Source organism: Epibacterium sp. ABV4_022 (assembly GCF_056159345.1).
Genome location: NZ_JBSWVA010000001.1, coordinates 3,696,322 through 3,714,163, shown reverse-complemented (window position 1 = coordinate 3,714,163; position 17,842 = coordinate 3,696,322). Strand labels below are relative to the sequence as shown.

The window sequence follows — 17,842 nt, the reverse complement described above, 5'->3', positions numbered from 1 at the left end:
CGGAGTGCCAACCGCGCCCCGCCCGGTGTAACGGCAAGTTCCATAGGAGGACGACATGGCATCTAATACGCATGACGCAGGTCATGGAGCTGCCGAAGCGGCGCACGGGTCTTCCGGCATGCCGCAGCTGGACTTCTCGACCTACGGAAACCAGATCTTCTGGCTTCTGGTCACGCTTGTCGTGATCTATCTGATCCTGTCGCGCGTCGCGCTGCCCCGTATTGCAGCCATTCTGAACGAGCGTCAGGGCACCATCACCAACGACCTCGCCGCGGCTGAAGACCTCAAGGCCAAAGCTGTCGAGGCCGAGAACGCTTATAACAAGGCTCTGGCCGACGCCCGCGCGGAAGCGCAGCGCATCGCCGCCGAGACCCGTGCCGAAATTCAGGCCGAGGTCGACGAGGCAATCGCAAAGGCGGATGAGGAAATCTCTGCGAAAGCAGCGGAATCCGAGAAAGCCATTGCCGAAATCCGCGCCACCGCGCTGGAAAGTGTCAAAGTTGTTGCGACCGATACCGCATCCGCTCTGGTTGCGGCTCTGGGTGGCAAGGACGACGCTGATGCTGTGGCGGCTGCTGTCGCCAAACGGACGGAGGGCTAAGACCATGCGTGCAACTCTTGCAATTGCTCTGACCCTCGCAACCGCATCTCCTGCCTTCGCTGCTGGCGGTGGCTGGAACCTCGGCAACACCGATTTTGTTGTTGTTCTCGCATTCCTGCTGTTCATTGGCATCCTGCTCGCTGCCAAAGTGCCGTCTTTGATCGGCAAACAGCTCGACAATCGCGCGGACAGCATCAAGTCGGAACTGGAAGAAGCCCGCGCGCTGCGCGAAGAGGCCCAGACCCTTCTGGCCTCCTACGAGCGCAAGCAGCAGGACGTCCAGGCACAGGCGGAGCGCATCGTCGCCAACGCCCGTGACGAGGCCGCTGCCGCTGCGGAACAGGCCAAGACTGACCTTGCGACGTCCATCGCGCGCCGCCTGGCCGCTGCGGAAGAGCAGATCGCATCTGCGGAAGCTTCGGCCGTCAAAGAAGTGCGGGACCGTGCGATCGTCATCGCCGTCGAAGTTGCCGATCAGGTGATTTCGAAGCAGATGACCGCCGCTGACGCAAACAAGCTGATCGATGCAGCGATCCAGGACGTGGACGCGAAACTGCACTAAGCAGCTCTACATGTGACAAGCAACAGGCCCCGGGGATGCTCCGGGGCCTTTTGCGTTCGTGCTGTGTGAAGTTTTTATGAAACCGTGATTTTCGCGATGACCGGTTAACCTTCTTGTGTGACATCAGGTAAATGGAAGACACAGACGTCAAGGCTTGCCCATGTTCCACTCTCGCCCCCTGCATCTGAAGCAGACACGGCCATCCGGGAATGGTGATCGCGATGACGGTGCCCTGGTGTCTTTCTGCGGATTTGGCGCAGCTGTTGGTGGCAAGCCGGTTCTGCGCGACCTGACTTTCGATCTGATGCGCGCAGAGGTTCTTGGCCTCATCGGTCGCGCCGGAGCGGGCAAGACGGCGCTCCTGCGGGCGATGTGTCGCCTGCTTGACGAGGATCGCGGCATCGTCACCACAGGACGCATTCTGTTCGAGGGTGAGGATATTCATCGGCGGTCGTGTGATCTGCCGACATTGCGCCGGCGTTTGGCCTATATGCCCCAGGAGGCAAATCCGTTTCCGGTCTCGATCTGGGACAACATCGCCTATGGGGTGCGGTTGAACCGGGTTGCCACCACCACGCCTGCCATCGCCGAGGTCGTCGAAGGCGCCCTGCGCCGCTGCTTGTTGTGGGATCAGGTCAAGGATCATCTGCACAGTCTGCGGGGCACTGATCTGCCCATTCATCAACAGCGCCAGCTCTGTCTCGCCCGGAGCATCGCCATCCAGCCGCAGGTGCTGCTTCTGGACCGTCCGACCGGGTCGATCGACCGGATGGAGCTGGAGATGCTGAACCGTCTGGTGATGGATCTGAAGCGGGACTACACCCTCGTGATCGTGACCGCCTCGCTCACCGAAACGGCACAGGTTGCGGACCGGGTGGCGTTTCTCGACGAGGGACAGCTGGTGGAGATCGACACCGCAGAGATGATGTTTACGGCCGCGTTGCAGCAGCAGACCCGTGATTTCATCAACAGCACCGCGATGTAAGCGCCCCTAGCGGTTGCGTTCGTGCTCCAGTCGCTGCGCTGCGATTTCCGCATTGCGATCCGCGCGGATCTGTTCCTCCAGCGCCTGTTTGACATAATCCAGATGCGCCTCGACCGCGGCTTTGGCTGCGGTGGCATCGCGGCTTTGCAGGGCCGCGTTGATGGCCCTGTGCTGTTCCAGCAGGGCCTCATAGGTGGTGTGCTGACCGAACATGATCCGCCGGTTGTAGAACACCCCTTTTCGCAACATGTCGAACATCGAGCGCATCATGTGCAAGAGCACCACGTTATGGCTCGCTTCGAGGATCGCGGAATGGAATTGCGCATCGAGTTCCGCCGCAGCCTCGGAGATGCTCGGGTCCCCCGCAAGCTCCATCTTGTCGAAGATCTCCTGGATCACGCCGAGATCGGCGTCGGAGCCAAACCGCGCCGCCCGTTCTGCGGCCATGCCTTCCAGGTCCCGACGAAACGACAGGTAGTCAAACACCGCCTCATCATCGCTGGCAAAAAGCTGTATCAGCGCCGGCGAAAACGCCGATCCCAGCACATCGGCCACATATACGCCGGACCCCGCGCGGCTGGCCAATAGGCCGCGGTCCTGAAGCTCTGCCAATGCATCGCGCAGCGAGGGGCGCGACACGCCCAGTCGCTCCGCCAGTTCCCGTTCAGACGGCAAACGCTCCCCCGGGCACAGGATGCCCCGCAGGATCAGTTTCTCGATCTGGCGCACGACCGCGGCAGAGAGCTTTTCGGGTTGAACTTTCTGAAAGGGCATGGGGTCTCGAAGGGCAGCGATTGGTCAAATCATATGACCACCAACCGAGACCGCCTGCAAGATCACGATGGTTGAAATAATAGGTCAGCAGTATTGACTTGTTTTGATCTGTTCGATCAGGTGCAACCAAAGAATTGAAAGGAAGTAACCCAAATGAGCAAAACCGCGCAATTTGCGAAACGAATGAACCGCATGAAAGCTTCGGAAATTCGCGAGCTGCTCAAGCTGTTGGATCAACCGGGGATGCTTTCCTTCGCCGGAGGGATCCCGGATCCGGCGCTGTTTCCTGCCGAGGCCTTCGCCGGCGCGTTTCAAGACGCGCTTTCGCCAGGGCATCAGGCCCAGTCTCTTCAGTATTCCGTGTCAGAGGGGTATCTGCCCCTGCGGCAGTGGATTGCAGCGCATATGGCCGGGCGCGGGATTCCCTGCACGCCCGAGAATGTCCTCATCACTTCCGGTTCGCAGCAGGCGCTGGACTACCTTGGCAAATTGTTCCTCGATCCCGGCGACACGGCGCTTGTGGGGTGGCCCACCTACCTCGGGGCGTTGGCAGCCTTCAACGCCTATGAGCCGCGCTACAGCCCCCTGCGCGCGGGCGAGAATCAATCCCCTGCCGCATATGCCGCAGCGGCCGAAGCCGCAGGCGGCCGGGTGAAGTTTGCCTATGTCAGTCCCGATTTTGCAAATCCCACGGGCGTCACAATGACCCGGGCAGAGCGGCTTGCCGCGCTGGACATGGCCACATCGCTGGACGCCGCTCTGATCGAGGATGCCGCATATCAGGCGCTGCGCTATGACGGTGATGAGATCCCGCCGATCCTGGCGCTCGAACTGGCGCAGAACGGTGGCGACCTCGAGGCATGCCGCACCATCTATTGCGGCACCTTTTCCAAGACCCTGTCACCCGGGCTGCGGGTCGGTTGGGTTGTTGCGGCGACGCCGGTGATCCAGCAGTTGGTGCTGATGAAACAGGCCGCCGACCTGCATTCGGCCACCATCAACCAGATCGCAACGCATCAGGTCGCCCAGCAGCATTTCGAGCCCCATGTTGCCAACCTGCGCGCGGTCTATGTGCGCCGTCGCGACGCCATGCTGGCGGCGCTCGCGGAGCATATGCCCGCAGGCGTGACCTGGACCCGGCCCGAGGGGGGTATGTTCATCTGGGTGACCCTGCCGGCCGACGTGGACGCAGCGCGCCTGTTGGAGCAGGCGCTGGAACAGGAGAAGCTTGCGTTTGTGCCCGGACAGGCGTTCTTTGCGGATGGATCGGGCCAGAATTGCTTGCGCCTGAGTTTCTCCAATAGCAATGAGACTACGATCACGGAGGGCATGGCGCGTCTGGGCCGAGTGTTGCGCTCGGTGCTGTAAAACCTGGTTATCCACAAGATATGGTGGGGTCACCTGCTTCAAAGTGCCGATTTTGCGTCACGCGCCGTTGACACTCGGCCTGCAAGCCTGATGTGATTTCCGGCAACGGAATCACCAGAAAGGGCGATCTTGCGCTTTTCGAAACTCAGGCTCAACGGCTTCAAGAGCTTTGTCGATCCCACCGACCTGATCATCGCCGATGGTCTGACAGGCGTTGTGGGGCCGAATGGCTGTGGCAAGTCGAACCTGCTGGAGGCGTTGCGCTGGGTGATGGGGGAGACGCGCGCCAAAGCCATGCGCGGTGGTGGCATGGAGGACGTGATCTTTGCAGGTACGGCCTCGCGGTCGGCGCGCAACTTTGCAGAGGTCAGCCTGCAGATCGACAATTCGGAGCGGCTGGCGCCGTCGGGTTTCAATGACGCGGACCAGCTCGATATTGTGCGCCGGATCACGCGCGACGTCGGCTCCGCCTACAAGGCGAACGCCAAGGATGTGCGGGCCAAGGACGTGCAGATGCTCTTTGCCGATGCCTCCACCGGGGCGCATTCGCCCGCGCTGGTGCGGCAGGGGCAGATTTCCGAGCTGATCAACGCCAAGCCAAAGGCGCGCCGGCGGGTACTCGAAGAGGCAGCCGGGATCTCGGGCCTGTATCAGCGCCGGCACGAGGCAGAGCTGAAGCTGAAGAACACCGAACAGAACCTGCTGCGTGTCGATGACGTGATCGAGCAGCTGGCGACGCAGCTGGGACAGCTCGGACGCCAGGCCAAACAGGCGCAGCGCTATCGCGAGATTGGCGAGAAGCTGCGGCTGGCCGAGGGTATGCTGCTTTATCGCCGCTGGCGCGAGGCCGACGATGCGCGGCTTGCGGCAGAGGACGAGCTGCGCACCCGCGTCACCCAGGTCGCCAAGGCGGAGGCGCTGGCCCGCGTCGCTGCCGAGAAACGGGCCAGCGCCGAAGAAGGTCTGCCCCCGCTGCGCGAAGAAGACGCCATCGCCGCCGCCGTGTTGCAGCGGCTGGTGGTGCAGCGTGATGCGCTGTCGGACCAGGAGGCGCAGGCCCGACAGAATATCGAGCGTCTGAACAGCCGCATCCAGCAGCTTGGCAACGACATCGAGCGCGAAGCGGGGCTGAACAAGGACGCCGGTGAAACGATCGAGCGTCTGGAATGGGAAAAGCGCGAACTGGCCAAGGCGGGGGAAGGACACGACGAGCGTATGACGGAGGCCGCCGAGGTGGCTCAGGAATCCACGTCGATTCTGCACAGCGGCGAAGAGCATCTTTCGCAGGTGACGGAAGATGTCGCACGTCTCGCCGCCCGCCATCAGTCTGCGCAACGTCTGGTCGAGGATTGCCGCCGCGCGCTGGAGCGGGCCGAAGGCGAGGGCGCGAAATCACGTGCTGCGCAGGAGGCGGCGCGCGAGGCCCTGACGGCCTCCGAAGCCAGCTATGAGGCCGCCGTCGAGGCTGAGGAAGAGGCCCGCGAAGCCGCGGAAATGGCAGAAGACGCGCTGGCCGAAGCTGATGAGCTGCGTACCGAGACCCAGGCGCAGGAAACCGAAGCGCGCGCCAAACGCTCTGAGGCCGAAGGCGAGTTGGGCGCCCTGCGGGCCGAGGTCACGGCGCTTGCAAAGCTGGTCGAGCGTGACACCGCCGAGGGCGGCCAGGTCATGGATGATCTGCGGGTGACGCCGGGCTATGAAAAGGCCCTCGGGGCTGCGTTGGCCGATGACTTGCGCGCACCGTTGGCGAACAGCGACGGGCCGACTGGCTGGCTGACCCTGCCGTCCTATGAGCGGGATGCCCCCCTGCCGGATGGGGTGGAGCCCTTGGGCAAATATGTGGACGGCCCCGATGCGCTGTGGCGCCGGATTGCCCAGATCGGTGTCGTTGACCCGGACGAGGCGGCGCGTTTGCAGCCGTTGTTGCAGCCCGGGCAGCGACTGGTGACGCTGGAGGGCGATCTCTGGCGCTGGGACGGGTTCCGCTCCTGGGCCGAGGATGCGCCGTCGGCGGCGGCGCTGCGGCTGGAGCAGATGAACCGGCTGGAGGCGCTGAAGCAGGATCTGGCCCATGCCACCGCCCGCACCGAGGGCGCGCAGGCCGCGCATGAGGCGCTGGTGCGCAAGCTCGAAGAGGTCACGCGCGCCGACCAGGCCGCCCGTCAGGCCCGCCGCGTTGCCGATCAGCGTGTCGCCGATGCCGCCCGCGCCCTCAGCCGCGCCGAGGCGGAAAAGAACCTCGCCGAAGGCAAGCTGGAAAACTTTGGCATCGCGGTGGCCCGCCACGAAGAGGATGCGCTGACGGCCTCCCTGCAGTTGAAGGAGGCCGAGGCCGCGCAGGCGGCCCTTGGGGATCTGTCCGAGGCGCGCGCCAAGGTCGAAGAGATCAAACACGGCGTCGAAGCCGCGCGGATCACCATGCTCACCCATCGCTCGGCGCTGGACGAATTGCGCCGTGAGGGGGAGGCACGGACCAAACGCGCGCAGACCGTGACCAAGGAAATCTCCGGCTGGCGGCACCGTCTGGACTCCGCGGGCAAGCGGATTGCCGAGCTGGAAGAGCGCCGCGAGGCCAGTCAGGAGGAGCTTGAGGACGCGATGGCGGTGCCCGGCGAGATCGCCGAGACCCGCGAGGAGCTGAACGAACAGATCACCGATGCGGAGGCGCGCAAGGCAGAGGCATCGGATGCGCTGGTCGCCGCCGAAGCGGTGCTGCGCGAAGCGGTCCACAATGAGCGCGAATGCGAACGCCTGGCGTCTGAGGCGCGGGAGGCGCGGGCCCGATCCGAAGCCCGCACTGAGGCCGCCCGCGAAACCGTCGAGGCCACCGCCGAGCGCATCGACGAGGTCATGCAGATGGAGCCTGCGGAGCTGCTGGAGCAGCTACAGGTCGCCCCCGAAGACATGCCCAACGCCGAAGAGCTGGAAATCGAGGTGGCGCGCCACAAGCGTCAACGCGATGCGCTTGGCGCGGTGAACCTGCGGGCCGAAGAGGACGCCCGCGAGGTGCAGGAAGAGCATGATACGCTGGTGGCGGAAAAGCTCGATCTGGAAGAGGCGGTAAAGACCCTGCGCGCGGGCATTGCCTCGCTCAACCGAGAAGGGCGGGAGCGCCTGCTGACCGCCTTTGAACAGGTCAACAGCTCCTTTGCGATGCTGTTCACGCATCTGTTCGGCGGCGGCGAGGCGAACCTGCTGATGGTCGAAAGCGACGATCCGCTGGACGCCGGTCTGGAAATCATGTGCCAGCCGCCGGGCAAGAAACTGTCGACCCTGTCGCTGTTGTCGGGGGGGGAACAGACCCTGACCGCGATGGCGCTGATCTTTGCGGTGTTCCTGTCGAATCCGGCGCCGATCTGCGTGCTCGACGAGGTTGACGCACCGCTGGACGATGCCAACGTCACCCGCTTCTGCGATCTGCTCGATGAGATGTGCCGCCAGACCGACACCCGGTTCCTCATCATCACCCACCACGCCGTCACCATGGCACGCATGGACCGCCTGTTTGGCGTGACGATGCAGGAAAAAGGCGTCAGCCAGCTGGTGTCCGTCGATCTGAAAAAGGCAGAGGCACTGGTGGCCTGATTAAAGCGCGTTCAGCAGATCCGGTGTGGGCCAGGCATCCGCCGGCAGGCCCAGGCGCTGTTGTTCCCTTTGTACGGCGAGCCGGGTATTGGCGCCCAGAATACCGTCCACATCCCCCACATCATGCCCGCGCGCTTGCAGGCGGCGCTGGAGTTCCTTCATCTGGTCGCCTGATAGGCCCTGCTCGGAATCTCCGGCATTATAGACCTGCGCGCCTTCCAGCCGTGTGGCGAAATAGGCGGCGGTCAGAACATAGGTAAAGCTCTGGTTCCACTCGAAATAGATGTCGAAATTCGGATAGGCGAGAAAGGCCGGCCCCTTGTGGCCTTGCGGCAGCAACAAGGAGGCTTTGGCCTCTTTCATCGCAAACCCACCGGACCGCGGCACAACGCCCATCGCATCCCACTCGGAGACGGTTTTCTTATGCGCAGGTCCGGAGGCGGAGACATCCATGTCGGCGGGGATGGTGACCTCTTGCAGCCAGGGCTCATTCGCGCGCCAGCCCAGGTGAGACAGCATCCGCGCGGCCGACATCAGCGCATCGGCGGCAGAGGTCTTGAGCGTGACATGCCCGTCCCCGTCCGCATCCACACCGTGTTCGAGGATATCGCTGGGAAGCATCTGCACCATGCCGATTTCGCCCGCCCAGGCACCGGTGGTGCGCGCGGGATCAAAGTCGCCTTTGCGATACAGCTCCAGAGCCGAGAAAATCTGCGGGCGGAACAGATCCGGGCGGCGGCAGTCATGGGCGAGGGTCACCAGCGCGTCGCGCGTGTTGAAATTCCCCTGCACGGCACCGTAATCGGTTTCGAAGGCCCAGAAGGCCAGGAGCACGCCGCGGTCGATGCCATAGGTCGTCTCGATGCGTTCGAAGATCTTGTCGAATTCCTCGCCCTTGCGACGCCCGCGGATCAGCCGGTCCTGAGAGATCAACCGGCGCGAGAATTCAATGAAGGGTTTCTGGAAGACGCCCTGGGAGCGGTCCGCGCGCAGCACGCTCTGATCCTGTGATACGCCCTTGAAGAAGTCGTTGACAAGATTGATCGCGTAGCCGGCAGAGACCGCCTCATCCTTGAGGCCGCGCACGAAATTCTGGAAACCGCCCCCGCATTGGGCCGCGACAAGGCTCGGGACGCTCAGCAGAGCGATCAGGGCGGTGCGGTGCAGGACCGCTTTGGGGCTCGGCAGCACGCGCATGGCCATATGTCCTTTGGTCGGATCGGTTTCGCGCTAACGGTATCTAGAATAGCAGCCCCAATGCAACCACTAGAACAAGTGTCAGCCCCCAGGATTTCCAAAGAATTTCGCAGCAGCGTGTGATGTCATGAGCGCCGGCGCTTTTGGAGCCGGTTTCATTGACCCAGGCAAAGTCGCGCACCGCGCCATCATAGGATCGCGGCCCCGCCAGTGCCACGCCAAGCGCGCGCGCCATCGCCGCCTCGGGCCAGCCCGCGTTGGGCGAGCGGTGCTTGCGCGCATCGGTGCTGATCATGCCCCAGTCTCCTGTCCGGCGGGTGACGATGGCCAGCAACAGGGCGCTCAGCCGGGCCGGGATGATGTTCAGCACATCGTCCAGCCGCGCAGCCGCCCATCCGAATTCCTCGTAGGCTTCGGTGCGATAGCCGATCATGCTGTCGGCGGTGTTGACCAGTTTATAGATCAGCAGCCCCGGCAGGCCGGCGACCAGGAACCAGAAGGCCGGCGCGACAACCCCGTCGGAGAAGTTCTCCGCACCGCTTTCGATGGCGGCGCGTGCCACCTGCGGCCCCGTCATGCTGGCCGTATCGCGGCTGACGATCTGTGCAACCGCCGTGCGCCCGTCGGTCAGGCCGTCCCGGAGGCCGGCGGCCACCGCACTGACGTGATCGGTCAGCGACCGCTGCGCGATCAGGACGGCAGCGATCAGGACGCTGGCCACCGCACCGAGCCAGGACAGTATCCAGCCAAGGAGCAGCCCGGTCAGGACCAGCACGCACACGGCCATGACACCCTTGCCACGCTTGCCTTCGCCATCGTTGAACCCATCATCCAGCGCCTGCACAAGCCGCCCCATCAGCACAGCCGGATGCGGAATGCGGGACCACAGCCATTTCGGCTCTCCCAGGGCGGCGTCGATAAGCAGGGCAGGGATCAGCAGCGCGGCGGTGCTCATGTCAGGGCGGTCTCCAGTTGGCTCCAGCGGGACATCGGCGGCAGGCCAAGGCGCAGGAAGCGGGTGGAATAGGGAAAGATGCGGCTCCAGATCCGGGCGCGGGCGAGGCGGTCCTGCCAGGCCTGCGCATCCCCCACGTCATAAAGCCGGAACAGGTCGGTGCCGCCAACGGTCTGCGCCCCGGCCTGTTGCATCAGCTGGTCCAGCCGCGCGGCGGCATCGGCCAGCTCCAGCCGGGTGGTGGTGGCCCAGTCCGGATCGTTCAAGGCATGTGTGGCAATGCGCAGGGCCGGGCCGGAGACCGCCCATGGCCCCATGGTGGCGCGCAGACCTGCGATCAGTTCCGGATCACCAATGGCAAATCCCAGCCGCAGGCCAGCCAGTCCCCAGAACTTGCCAAAGCTCTTCAGGATCACCGTGCCGGGGATGGTGGCGCGGGCGATCAGGCTCTGATCCGGGCAGATGTCACAAAAGCTTTCGTCGATGATGCAGAAGGGCGCGTTGACCTCTTCGGGCATCCAGAGACGGCCATCCGGGTTGTTGGGATGAACCACCACCTGTGCCTCGGCCGGGCCGGTGTCGAGGATCTGCCAGCCGTTCTGGTCAAAAGCGGCAGCGTGTTCATTGTAGGTCGGCGTGCTGATGCTGACGGTGCGGGCCGGGCGGAGTGCGGGCAGCCGCGCGATCAGGGCGGAGGCCCCCGGCGCTGCAAGAATATCCGCCTCGTCTGGGACCTGCCAGAAGCGGCGGGCTGCGGCAATCAGCGCCTGTTGAGCATCGGCGTCGGGCAGGGCGGTCCAGTCCTCCGCCAGCAGCGGCGGGAGCGGATAGGGCGACGGGTTGATGCCGGTGGAGAGGTCGATCCAGTCTGCGCGTTGCCCGCCGAAGCGCGCGATCGCGGCGGCCAGGTTGCCGCCGTGGTCTCGCACCGAAGCCTGTTCCGGCAGGGCGGTCGCCGGGGCGCTGTCTTCGGCGCTGGGGGGGCTGTCTGACATGGCGGAGCGGTCTCTATTCACAGGGTCTCGGGACGATATGCCTCTGACGCCTGCATAAAGCAAGCGCGGCGGGATCCTCCGCCGCGCCTTGTTCGCCCCCGCTGTTAGCCGCGTCCGTGCGGGGCATCCCAGTCCAGCACCGGGTTGATCGGCAGGATCCGGTGCGGATTGATGGTGTCGTGGCTGTAATGATAGTGGCGCACGATATGCGGCATCACCACGGTCTCTGCCACGCCCGGCATCTGGTAAAGCTCCCGGGTATAGGCCCAGAGGTTGGGGTAGTCGATGATCCGGCGCCGGTTGCATTTGAAATGCAGGTGGTAGACCGGGTCGAACCGCACCAGCGTGGTGAACAGGCGCCAGTCGGCTTCGGTCAGCGTATCGCCCATCAGATAGCGGTGCTGGCTCAGGATGTCCTCCAGCCAGTCGAGGCTGTCAAACAGCGGTCCTACAGCTGCGTCATAGGCCTCTTGCGAGGTGGCGAACCCGGCCTTGTAGACGCCGTTGTTGACGGTGTCATAGACCCGCGCGTTCACCGCCTCGATCGGCTCACGCAGCGCTTCCGGCCAGAAATCGCGGGTATTGCCGGTGATGTCGTCGAAGGCGGAGTTGAACATGCGGATGATCTCCGCGCTCTCGTTCGAGACGATGGTGTTTTCCTGCTTGTCCCACAGCACGGGCACCGTCACCCGACCAGAGTACTCCGGATCCGCCTTGGTGTAGATCTGGTGCATGTAGTCAAACCCGAAAAGCGTATCGCCGGTCGCGCCCGCGTCGTCGGTTTTGAACTCCCAGCCTTTGTCGAGCATATCGGGATGGACGACAGATACCGATATGTGATCCTCCAACTCTTTCAGCTTGCGAAAGATCAGCGTGCGGTGTGCCCAGGGACAGGCGTAGGAGACATAGAGGTGAAACCGCCCGCTCTCTGCCTTGAACCCGGTCTGACCCGCCGGGCCGGGGCTCCCGTCCGCGCTGAGCCAGTTGCGAAATTGCGATTCGGAGCGCTTGAACGCGCCTCCATGCGATTTGGTGTCATACCAGACATCGTGCCACGTGCCGTCGACCAGCAGTCCCATGATCAGCCCTTTCTTTCCTCGGTTGCTGAAAAGGATAGGGGCGCGGGCGAAGCTCGACCACCTGTGTCGTTGCGCAGCGTCCCTGCGCAGCCGCACAGGTGCGGAGGGGATGGGCAGAGCCCGTGGGGGCGGAGGTTCAAAGCCAGGGCGCGGCATGACCACAACACTCACATCGGCTCAACGGAACATGCGGTGTATTCACTTGATTTTAGCCAATTTGACGTCACCCTGTAGATCGGTCCTCGTGAGCCGGAGGTTGAGACCATGACCACATATGTACCTAAATCCGTGCAGGATGCGCTGGACAAGGCGCGCCTCCAGGGCATGAAGAAGAAGAATCGTCTTCGCGTGCACGCCGGCGAAGAGATCTATCCGGTGCTGCGTCAATGGGAGAGCGGGTTTTCGGTGGAAGAGGAGACCGTTCCGCAATTGCGCGGCCTTGTGGATCTCTACGATGGCACTCGTCACCTGTCCCAGTGCCTGATTGTCGCGTCCGAAGCGGAGGCGGGCGAGATGCGCTATGAGTTCAAGCGCGCAACCGCCGCTGCGGAAACGGCGCCGCTGGACTTCTATCGTGCACCCGATGCGCCAGTTGGATTGTTGGGACACGACCACCTGGGAGACAGCTGACGCCTCAGCGCACCGGGGGAGTGGGATGCAAGGGGGGGAGTGGGATGCAAGGGGGGGGAGGCTCCCGCCCATTGGCGCCACGTCCTTTCAGGACCTGACATCAATAGTTGGGCCCCGCGCGCTGCGCGCCCGGTACGGGCGTGCAGCGCGCGGGTCGCTTCGGGCAAAGCCCGAAGCGAAACACCTCAATAGTACCGTTAACGAATGCATCTGGCTTAGGAGTGCGCAAAACGTGGCGGTCCGTTTTCAGGGATCGAAACAAGTAGCCTCCGCAAGTAGCCTCCGACAGAGATAAGACTTCGCCGGAGGCTGTGTGTTTTGCCACGGGCCCGTAACTGAAGATCGGCAATCCCGTCGAGGGCCTTGGTCGCCGATCGCCGCTGCGTCGACACAGTGTCGGCGACCCTGGCCAGTCTTTAGGGTGATCGCCCCAAAGGCATAAGCGCCGTCGAACCGCCACCCCGCCGCAGCATTCATCCAAAACGGGTGACTGCCGTGGAACCGTTTCTCCTGATAGTCACCCGTCCGGTCAGCGTCACTGCAAATCGGCAAAGGCCTTTGCCAGTCGCTCGCACGCTTCTTCCACCCGAACACGCTGGGTGCCGAGGTTGAAGCGCAGGAAACTCTCGCCGCCGGTGCCGAATGTGGTTCCGTGGTTGACGGCAATTTTGGCCACCTGTTCCACCCGGCGCGTGAATTCCTCCCGCTCCATACCGGTGCCGGAGAAGTCGACCCAGGCCAGATAGGTGGATTGCAGCTCCATAGAACTCAGGCCGGGGATCGCATTCACCGCCTCGTCAAACAGGGCCTTGTTGGCGGCGAGATAGGGCACCAGCTCCGCGACATAGGACGCCCCCTCGGGCGAGTAGGCGGCCAGGGTCGCAAACTCGCCAGCGGTGTTGCCTTGCAGGTAGATTGCCAGCATGCGCCGACGGAAACGCTCGCGCAGGGTCTCGTCCTGGATGATCACCTGGCCGGTGTGCAGGCCGGCAAAGTTGAATGTCTTCGACGGCGCAGTCAGCATGATCAGCCGATCTGCAATGTCGGGGGCGGCCACTGCCATCGGGATGTGGGTATGGCCCTCAAACACCAGGTCGTGGTGGATTTCGTCGGAGATCAGCATCAGGTCGTGGCGCTTGCAGAAGTCGGCAACACCCTGCAATTCCTCCTGCGTCCAGACGCGACCGCCTGGGTTATGTGGGGAACACAGGATCACCATTTTTTCCTTGCCGGTCATCTGCGCGTCATAGGCGGCGAAATCCATCTTGTAGGCGCCGTCTTCCTGCACCATCTGGCATTCCACCACTTCACGCCCGGCAAGGCGGATCACCTTGGCAAAGGCGTGGTAGACCGGGGTGAACAGCACGATGCCGTCGCCTTCATTGGTGAAGGTGTCCAGACACATGCCGACACCGTTCACCAGCCCGGTGGTGGTAAAGATCGCATCGGCATCGACGCGCCAGCCGTGGCGGTTCTCCATCCACCACTGAATCGCCCCCTTGTACTCGGATTCGCAGTTCACGTAGCCATAGATGCCGTGATCGGCCATCGCCCGCATCCGCGCCGACACCACATCCGGTACCGCAAAATCGGTATCCGCTACCCACATCGCCAGACCGTCCTCGGGGGACACGCCATAGAGGGGCTCCATCATGTCCCATTTGATGGAATGGGTGTTGCGGCGGTCAATGATCTTGTCGAAATCCATGAAACTCTGTCTCCGTCATGTTTGGCGGGAGGCTAGGGGATCACGCGAGCGCTGCAAAGCCCCTCCAATGTGCTGGTACAAACACAGGGCAGGGCCCCGCCGACCGCAGGAACGGACATGAGCCGTTGCGGCGCTGCGGGGATTGTCCTAAAGCGATGGGCCATGAAACGCCCGATCCTGATCCATCCCGACCCGCGTCTGAAAAAGACCGCCGCCGAAGTGCCCGATCTCTCTGACGATCTGCGCCAATTGGCGGACGACATGCTGGAAACCATGTATGCCGCGCCGGGAATCGGTCTTGCCGCGCCGCAGATCGGTGTGCTGGATCGCCTGATCGTCCTGGATTGCGTCAAGGAAGGCGAGGGCGATGCGCGCCCGCTTGTGATGTTCAACCCGCGCGTCATTGCCGCCTCGGAGGACACCAATGTCTACGAGGAAGGCTGCCTCTCGATCCCCGAGCAATACGCCGAAGTCACTCGGCCCCGGGTGGTGGATGTGGAATGGCTCGACCGCGACGGCAACCTCCGCAGCGAGACCTTCGATGGTCTCTGGGCCACCTGCGTGCAGCACGAGATCGATCACCTCGATGGTAAGCTGTTCATTGACTATCTGAAGCCGCTGAAGCGTCAGATGATCACGCGCAAGATGCAGAAGCTGAAGCGCGAACGCGCTCGTGGCAACGGATGAGCCTGCTGCCCATCGTCCGGTGGCCCGATCCGCGCCTGGCGACAGTCTGCGCCCCGGTTCAGGCGGATGAGGACCTCGCCACATTGATCGCGGACATGCTGGAGACGATGTATGACGCGCCGGGACGCGGCCTTGCCGCACCGCAGGTAGGCGTCCTGAAGCGCCTTTTTGTGATGGACGTGGACTGGAAGACGGGCGCGCGCACCCCGGTTGTGATGGTGAACCCGGAAATCCTCTGGCGTTCGCAGGACGTCGCGCCGGGAGAGGAAGGGTGTCTCTCGATCCCCGGTGTCCTGACGGAGGTGATCCGCCCCGTGCAGATCCGTGTCCGCTGGCAGAACGCCGAGGGCGAGAGCTTGGAAGGCAGTTTCGACGGATTTGCGGCGCGCTGCATCCAGCACGAATACGATCACCTCGACGGTCGCGTGACCTTTGACCATTTATCGGCTGCGGACCGTGACGCCGCCGAAGCTCGCTATTGCGCGTAAAAGGAGGCTTTGCCATGACCATTCGCCCCTGCCTGCCCTGGCCCGACAAGCGCTTGCGCACTGCCGCAGAAGAGGTGTCGGAGATCACCGATGCGATCCGCGCCATCTGGGACGACATGATCGACACGATGGAGGCGATGCCCGGGGTCGGGCTCGCCGCGCCCCAGATCGGGGTGATGTTGCGGCTGGCGGTGGTGGATGGCTCCTCCGAGCGGGGACGCGTGGTGCGACTGGCCAATCCTGAGATATTGCACGCGTCGATCGAGCTGCGCGAGCATGACGAAGCCAGCCCCAACCTGCCTGGCGTGTCAGCCCGGATCACGCGCCCGCGTGCGGTCACCGTGCGGTTTCTCAATGAAAACGGGGTGGTGGACCGTCGCGATTTTGTCGGGATCGAGGCCACGTCGGTGCAGCATCAGATCGATCACCTGAACGGCAAGATGTATTTTGACCACCTGTCCCGGATGAAGCGCGACATGCTGATCAAGAAGGCCCGCAAACTGGCGCGTTGAACCGCCTCGGGTCCGCGTTCGTGTCAGAGGGTTTCGTTCAGCGACCCGGCCTGCCCGGCAGGGGCAGGCTGAGACTGGCGCGCGCATGCGCGTCCTCTCTGGTACCGCTTGATCACCTGCGCTAAGCCTGTTGCCAGTAGTGAACAAACGGGGCGAAAGGGCAGGGTCATGCGGGTTATCTTTATGGGAACACCGGAGTTTTCGGTGCCGGTGCTGGAGGCGCTGGTCGATGCCGGTCACGAGATCGCTGCTGTCTATTGCCAACCCCCGCGCCCGGCCGGCCGCGGCAAGAAGGACCGTCCGACACCGGTGCATGCGCGTGCCATCGAGCTGGGTCTGGAGGTGCGCCATCCGGTTTCCCTGAGGGGAGCGCAAGAGCAGGCGGCAATTGCCGCGCTCGATGCGGATGTGGCCGTGGTGGTGGCCTATGGGCTGATCCTGCCGCAGCCCGTTCTGGATGCGCCCCGGTTCGGGTGTCTCAATATCCACGCCAGCCTGCTGCCGCGCTGGCGCGGGGCCGCGCCCATTCATCGCGCCATCATGGCGGGCGATGCGCGCACAGGCATTTGCATCATGCAGATGGAGGCGGGTCTCGACACCGGGCCTGTTCTGCTGCGTCAGGAAACGGAAATCGGCGCGTCGGAGCTGACCTCTGAGCTGCATGACCGGCTGTCCGAAATCGGGGCGGGATTGATCGTCAACGCGCTCTCGACCCTGCCGGATCTGGTGCCGGAGGCGCAGCCGGATCAGGGCGTCACCTATGCGACCAAGATCGACAAGGCCGAGGCGCGGATCGACTGGCAGGCGCCGGCCATCGAGGTGGATCGCAAGATCCGCGGGCTATCGCCCTTTCCCGGGGCGTGGTGCGAGGTGGACGGACAGCGGATCAAGGTGCTGGCCTCGCGGGTCGCGCCGGGCAGCGGGGCCCCCGGCACGGTGCTGGATGAAACCCTGACCGTGGCATGCGGCGATGGCGCGGTGGAATTGCTGCGCCTCCAGCGGGCCGGGAAGGGGGTGCAGGACCGGGAGACCTTCCTGCGCGGGTTCCCGATTGCCATCGGGGCGCGGTTGGCGTCGAAGGAGGAAGAGGCATGATGCTGGCGCTGTTTGGAACAGTGGTGATCGCCGGGATCGTTGGCTATGCGGCGGAACGCAGCGGGTTCACCCACAATGGGATCATCCAGTCGATCATCATTTGTGTTGGCGGAGCATTCCTGTTCTTCTTTCTGCGGCTGATGTTCGGCATCGGCTTTCACGCGCCGGGCTGGAATGCCGTGTTGTCGTCGGTCGGGGCGCTGATCATCGTGCCGTTTCATTGGCGGCGTTGACTGTATTCGGGGCCTGCTGTCCAGGCTGCCCCCCCCTCGGACGGTTAAAGACGGGCCGGAAAGAAAGGCAGAAGAATGTCGGTTGTTTTCCTGATTATCATCGGCGCGGCGGCGGGGTTCCTCGCCACGCGGATCATGCGTATCGAGACGGATGTCATCACCACCATTTGCATCGGCATGGCCGGAGCCCTGATCGGAGGGCTGGTGCTGCGCACCCTGCTGGCGGTTATGGGACTGCTTGCCGGGTTGGTGGGGGCCGTGTTGGGCGCGCTTGCGTTGATCTATCTGTGGCAGAAGATTCAGAACAGGTGAGGCCCCGGGTGCGGGGGACGCCTCTGCTCCGGCGGTAAGGTGTTTCGCTTCGGGCTTTGCCCGAAACGACCAGCGC

At 63.6% G+C, this 17,842-nt stretch carries 18 protein-coding genes; 12 read left to right on the top strand and 6 right to left on the bottom strand.

The genetic code is table 11. The features are described from left to right. Positions 1 to 55: 55 nt before the first annotated feature. From ACXAF5_RS17500 to ACXAF5_RS17490, 3 genes are all read left to right on the top strand, one after another. Positions 56 to 601 carry a F0F1 ATP synthase subunit B' gene (locus ACXAF5_RS17500; RefSeq protein ID WP_474947560.1) on the top strand — a complete coding sequence of 182 codons (546 nt, stop codon included), beginning with the start codon at positions 56 to 58 and terminating at the stop codon, positions 599 to 601. Positions 602 to 605: 4 nt separating this feature from the next. Then, positions 606 to 1,163 (top strand): F0F1 ATP synthase subunit B, encoded by a 558-nt coding sequence (locus ACXAF5_RS17495; RefSeq protein ID WP_474947851.1) that lies wholly within the window; start codon positions 606 to 608, stop codon positions 1,161 to 1,163. A 160-nt stretch (positions 1,164 to 1,323) separates the two neighbouring features. Then, entirely contained in the window at positions 1,324 to 2,148 is an 825-nt protein-coding gene (locus tag ACXAF5_RS17490) for a phosphate ABC transporter ATP-binding protein (RefSeq protein ID WP_474947559.1), read from the top strand. A 6-nt stretch (positions 2,149 to 2,154) separates the two neighbouring features. On the opposite strand, the gene ACXAF5_RS17485 is transcribed toward ACXAF5_RS17490, so the two are convergent. After that, a complete protein-coding gene (locus ACXAF5_RS17485) occupies positions 2,155 to 2,922 on the bottom strand; it encodes a FadR/GntR family transcriptional regulator (RefSeq protein ID WP_239322588.1) in 768 nt (255 codons plus the stop codon). Positions 2,923 to 3,075: 153 nt separating this feature from the next. Here ACXAF5_RS17485 and ACXAF5_RS17480 point away from each other — a divergent pair, with 153 nt between their 5' ends. Together ACXAF5_RS17480 and ACXAF5_RS17475 are read left to right on the top strand one after the other, a co-directional pair. After that, positions 3,076 to 4,290: an aminotransferase-like domain-containing protein gene (locus ACXAF5_RS17480; protein ID WP_474947558.1), complete on the top strand. Its 1,215-nt coding sequence runs from the start codon at positions 3,076 to 3,078 to the stop codon at positions 4,288 to 4,290. Positions 4,291 to 4,419: 129 nt separating this feature from the next. Beyond that, complete coding sequence (locus ACXAF5_RS17475) at positions 4,420 to 7,875, top strand: chromosome segregation SMC family protein (protein ID WP_474947557.1); 3,456 nt, start codon at positions 4,420 to 4,422, stop codon at positions 7,873 to 7,875. On the opposite strand, the gene ACXAF5_RS17470 is transcribed toward ACXAF5_RS17475, so the two are convergent. From ACXAF5_RS17470 to ACXAF5_RS17455, 4 genes are all read right to left on the bottom strand, one after another. Beyond that, positions 7,876 to 9,072: a lytic murein transglycosylase gene (locus ACXAF5_RS17470; protein ID WP_474947556.1), complete on the bottom strand. Its 1,197-nt coding sequence runs from the start codon at positions 9,070 to 9,072 to the stop codon at positions 7,876 to 7,878. A gap of 43 nt (positions 9,073 to 9,115) precedes the next feature. Continuing rightward, positions 9,116 to 10,027 carry an adenosylcobinamide-phosphate synthase CbiB gene (gene cbiB / locus ACXAF5_RS17465; protein ID WP_474947555.1) on the bottom strand — a complete coding sequence of 304 codons (912 nt, stop codon included), beginning with the start codon at positions 10,025 to 10,027 and terminating at the stop codon, positions 9,116 to 9,118. Further along, a complete protein-coding gene (locus ACXAF5_RS17460; RefSeq protein ID WP_474947554.1) occupies positions 10,024 to 11,022 on the bottom strand; it encodes a threonine-phosphate decarboxylase in 999 nt (332 codons plus the stop codon). Before ACXAF5_RS17460 ends, cbiB begins: the two co-directional genes overlap by 4 nt. A gap of 104 nt (positions 11,023 to 11,126) precedes the next feature. Next, complete coding sequence (locus tag ACXAF5_RS17455; RefSeq protein ID WP_474947553.1) at positions 11,127 to 12,101, bottom strand: glutathione S-transferase family protein; 975 nt, start codon at positions 12,099 to 12,101, stop codon at positions 11,127 to 11,129. Positions 12,102 to 12,365: 264 nt separating this feature from the next. Between ACXAF5_RS17455 and ACXAF5_RS17450 the strand changes: the two genes are divergently transcribed. After that, positions 12,366 to 12,731, top strand: a complete 366-nt coding sequence (locus ACXAF5_RS17450) for a hypothetical protein (protein ID WP_239322595.1) — start codon at positions 12,366 to 12,368, stop codon at positions 12,729 to 12,731. Positions 12,732 to 13,266: 535 nt separating this feature from the next. On the opposite strand, the gene ACXAF5_RS17445 is transcribed toward ACXAF5_RS17450, so the two are convergent. Further along, on the bottom strand, positions 13,267 to 14,439 hold the full coding sequence (locus tag ACXAF5_RS17445) for a MalY/PatB family protein (RefSeq protein ID WP_474947552.1): 1,173 nt from the start codon (positions 14,437 to 14,439) through the stop codon (positions 13,267 to 13,269). Positions 14,440 to 14,601: 162 nt separating this feature from the next. Here ACXAF5_RS17445 and def (ACXAF5_RS17440) point away from each other — a divergent pair, with 162 nt between their 5' ends. The 6 genes from def (ACXAF5_RS17440) (at position 14,602) to ACXAF5_RS17415 (ending at position 17,766) form a co-directional block, all read left to right on the top strand. Then, positions 14,602 to 15,126, top strand: coding sequence for a peptide deformylase (def, locus tag ACXAF5_RS17440; RefSeq protein ID WP_474947551.1), 525 nt, complete (start codon positions 14,602 to 14,604; stop codon positions 15,124 to 15,126). Then, complete coding sequence (def, locus tag ACXAF5_RS17435; protein ID WP_474947550.1) at positions 15,123 to 15,614, top strand: peptide deformylase; 492 nt, start codon at positions 15,123 to 15,125, stop codon at positions 15,612 to 15,614. The genes def (ACXAF5_RS17440) and def (ACXAF5_RS17435) overlap by 4 nt, the downstream gene beginning before the upstream one ends. A 14-nt stretch (positions 15,615 to 15,628) precedes the next feature. Continuing rightward, entirely contained in the window at positions 15,629 to 16,126 is a 498-nt protein-coding gene (gene def, locus ACXAF5_RS17430) for a peptide deformylase (protein ID WP_474947549.1), read from the top strand. A gap of 168 nt (positions 16,127 to 16,294) precedes the next feature. Beyond that, the gene (gene fmt / locus ACXAF5_RS17425; RefSeq protein ID WP_474947548.1) at positions 16,295 to 17,221 is read left to right on the top strand and encodes a methionyl-tRNA formyltransferase; all 927 of its coding nucleotides are present in this window, start codon (positions 16,295 to 16,297) and stop codon (positions 17,219 to 17,221) included. Further along, entirely contained in the window at positions 17,218 to 17,454 is a 237-nt protein-coding gene (locus ACXAF5_RS17420; protein WP_239322601.1) for a hypothetical protein, read from the top strand. The genes fmt and ACXAF5_RS17420 overlap by 4 nt, the downstream gene beginning before the upstream one ends. Before the next feature lie 75 nt (positions 17,455 to 17,529). Continuing rightward, complete coding sequence (locus tag ACXAF5_RS17415; protein WP_239322602.1) at positions 17,530 to 17,766, top strand: GlsB/YeaQ/YmgE family stress response membrane protein; 237 nt, start codon at positions 17,530 to 17,532, stop codon at positions 17,764 to 17,766. The last annotated feature ends 76 nt before the right edge of the window (positions 17,767 to 17,842 follow it).

Bases quoted from the DNA above. Each gene is read 5' to 3' on its own strand.
- def (WP_474947551.1), top strand. From the start codon at position 14,602: ATGAAACGCCCGATCCTGATCCATCCCGACCCGCGTCTGAAAAAGACC.
- ACXAF5_RS17495 (WP_474947851.1), top strand. From the start codon at position 606: ATGCGTGCAACTCTTGCAATTGCTCTGACCCTCGCAACCGCATCTCCT.
- ACXAF5_RS17490 (WP_474947559.1), top strand. From the start codon at position 1,324: ATGTTCCACTCTCGCCCCCTGCATCTGAAGCAGACACGGCCATCCGGG.
- ACXAF5_RS17470 (WP_474947556.1), bottom strand. From the start codon at position 9,072: ATGCGCGTGCTGCCGAGCCCCAAAGCGGTCCTGCACCGCACCGCCCTG.
- ACXAF5_RS17420 (WP_239322601.1), top strand. From the start codon at position 17,218: ATGATGCTGGCGCTGTTTGGAACAGTGGTGATCGCCGGGATCGTTGGC.
- ACXAF5_RS17460 (WP_474947554.1), bottom strand. From the start codon at position 11,022: ATGTCAGACAGCCCCCCCAGCGCCGAAGACAGCGCCCCGGCGACCGCC.
- ACXAF5_RS17450 (WP_239322595.1), top strand. From the start codon at position 12,366: ATGACCACATATGTACCTAAATCCGTGCAGGATGCGCTGGACAAGGCG.
- ACXAF5_RS17415 (WP_239322602.1), top strand. From the start codon at position 17,530: ATGTCGGTTGTTTTCCTGATTATCATCGGCGCGGCGGCGGGGTTCCTC.
- def (WP_474947550.1), top strand. From the start codon at position 15,123: ATGAGCCTGCTGCCCATCGTCCGGTGGCCCGATCCGCGCCTGGCGACA.
- cbiB (WP_474947555.1), bottom strand. From the start codon at position 10,027: ATGAGCACCGCCGCGCTGCTGATCCCTGCCCTGCTTATCGACGCCGCC.
- fmt (WP_474947548.1), top strand. From the start codon at position 16,295: ATGCGGGTTATCTTTATGGGAACACCGGAGTTTTCGGTGCCGGTGCTG.
- def (WP_474947549.1), top strand. From the start codon at position 15,629: ATGACCATTCGCCCCTGCCTGCCCTGGCCCGACAAGCGCTTGCGCACT.
- ACXAF5_RS17500 (WP_474947560.1), top strand. From the start codon at position 56: ATGGCATCTAATACGCATGACGCAGGTCATGGAGCTGCCGAAGCGGCG.
- ACXAF5_RS17480 (WP_474947558.1), top strand. From the start codon at position 3,076: ATGAGCAAAACCGCGCAATTTGCGAAACGAATGAACCGCATGAAAGCT.
- ACXAF5_RS17445 (WP_474947552.1), bottom strand. From the start codon at position 14,439: ATGGATTTCGACAAGATCATTGACCGCCGCAACACCCATTCCATCAAA.
- ACXAF5_RS17455 (WP_474947553.1), bottom strand. From the start codon at position 12,101: ATGGGACTGCTGGTCGACGGCACGTGGCACGATGTCTGGTATGACACC.
- ACXAF5_RS17485 (WP_239322588.1), bottom strand. From the start codon at position 2,922: ATGCCCTTTCAGAAAGTTCAACCCGAAAAGCTCTCTGCCGCGGTCGTG.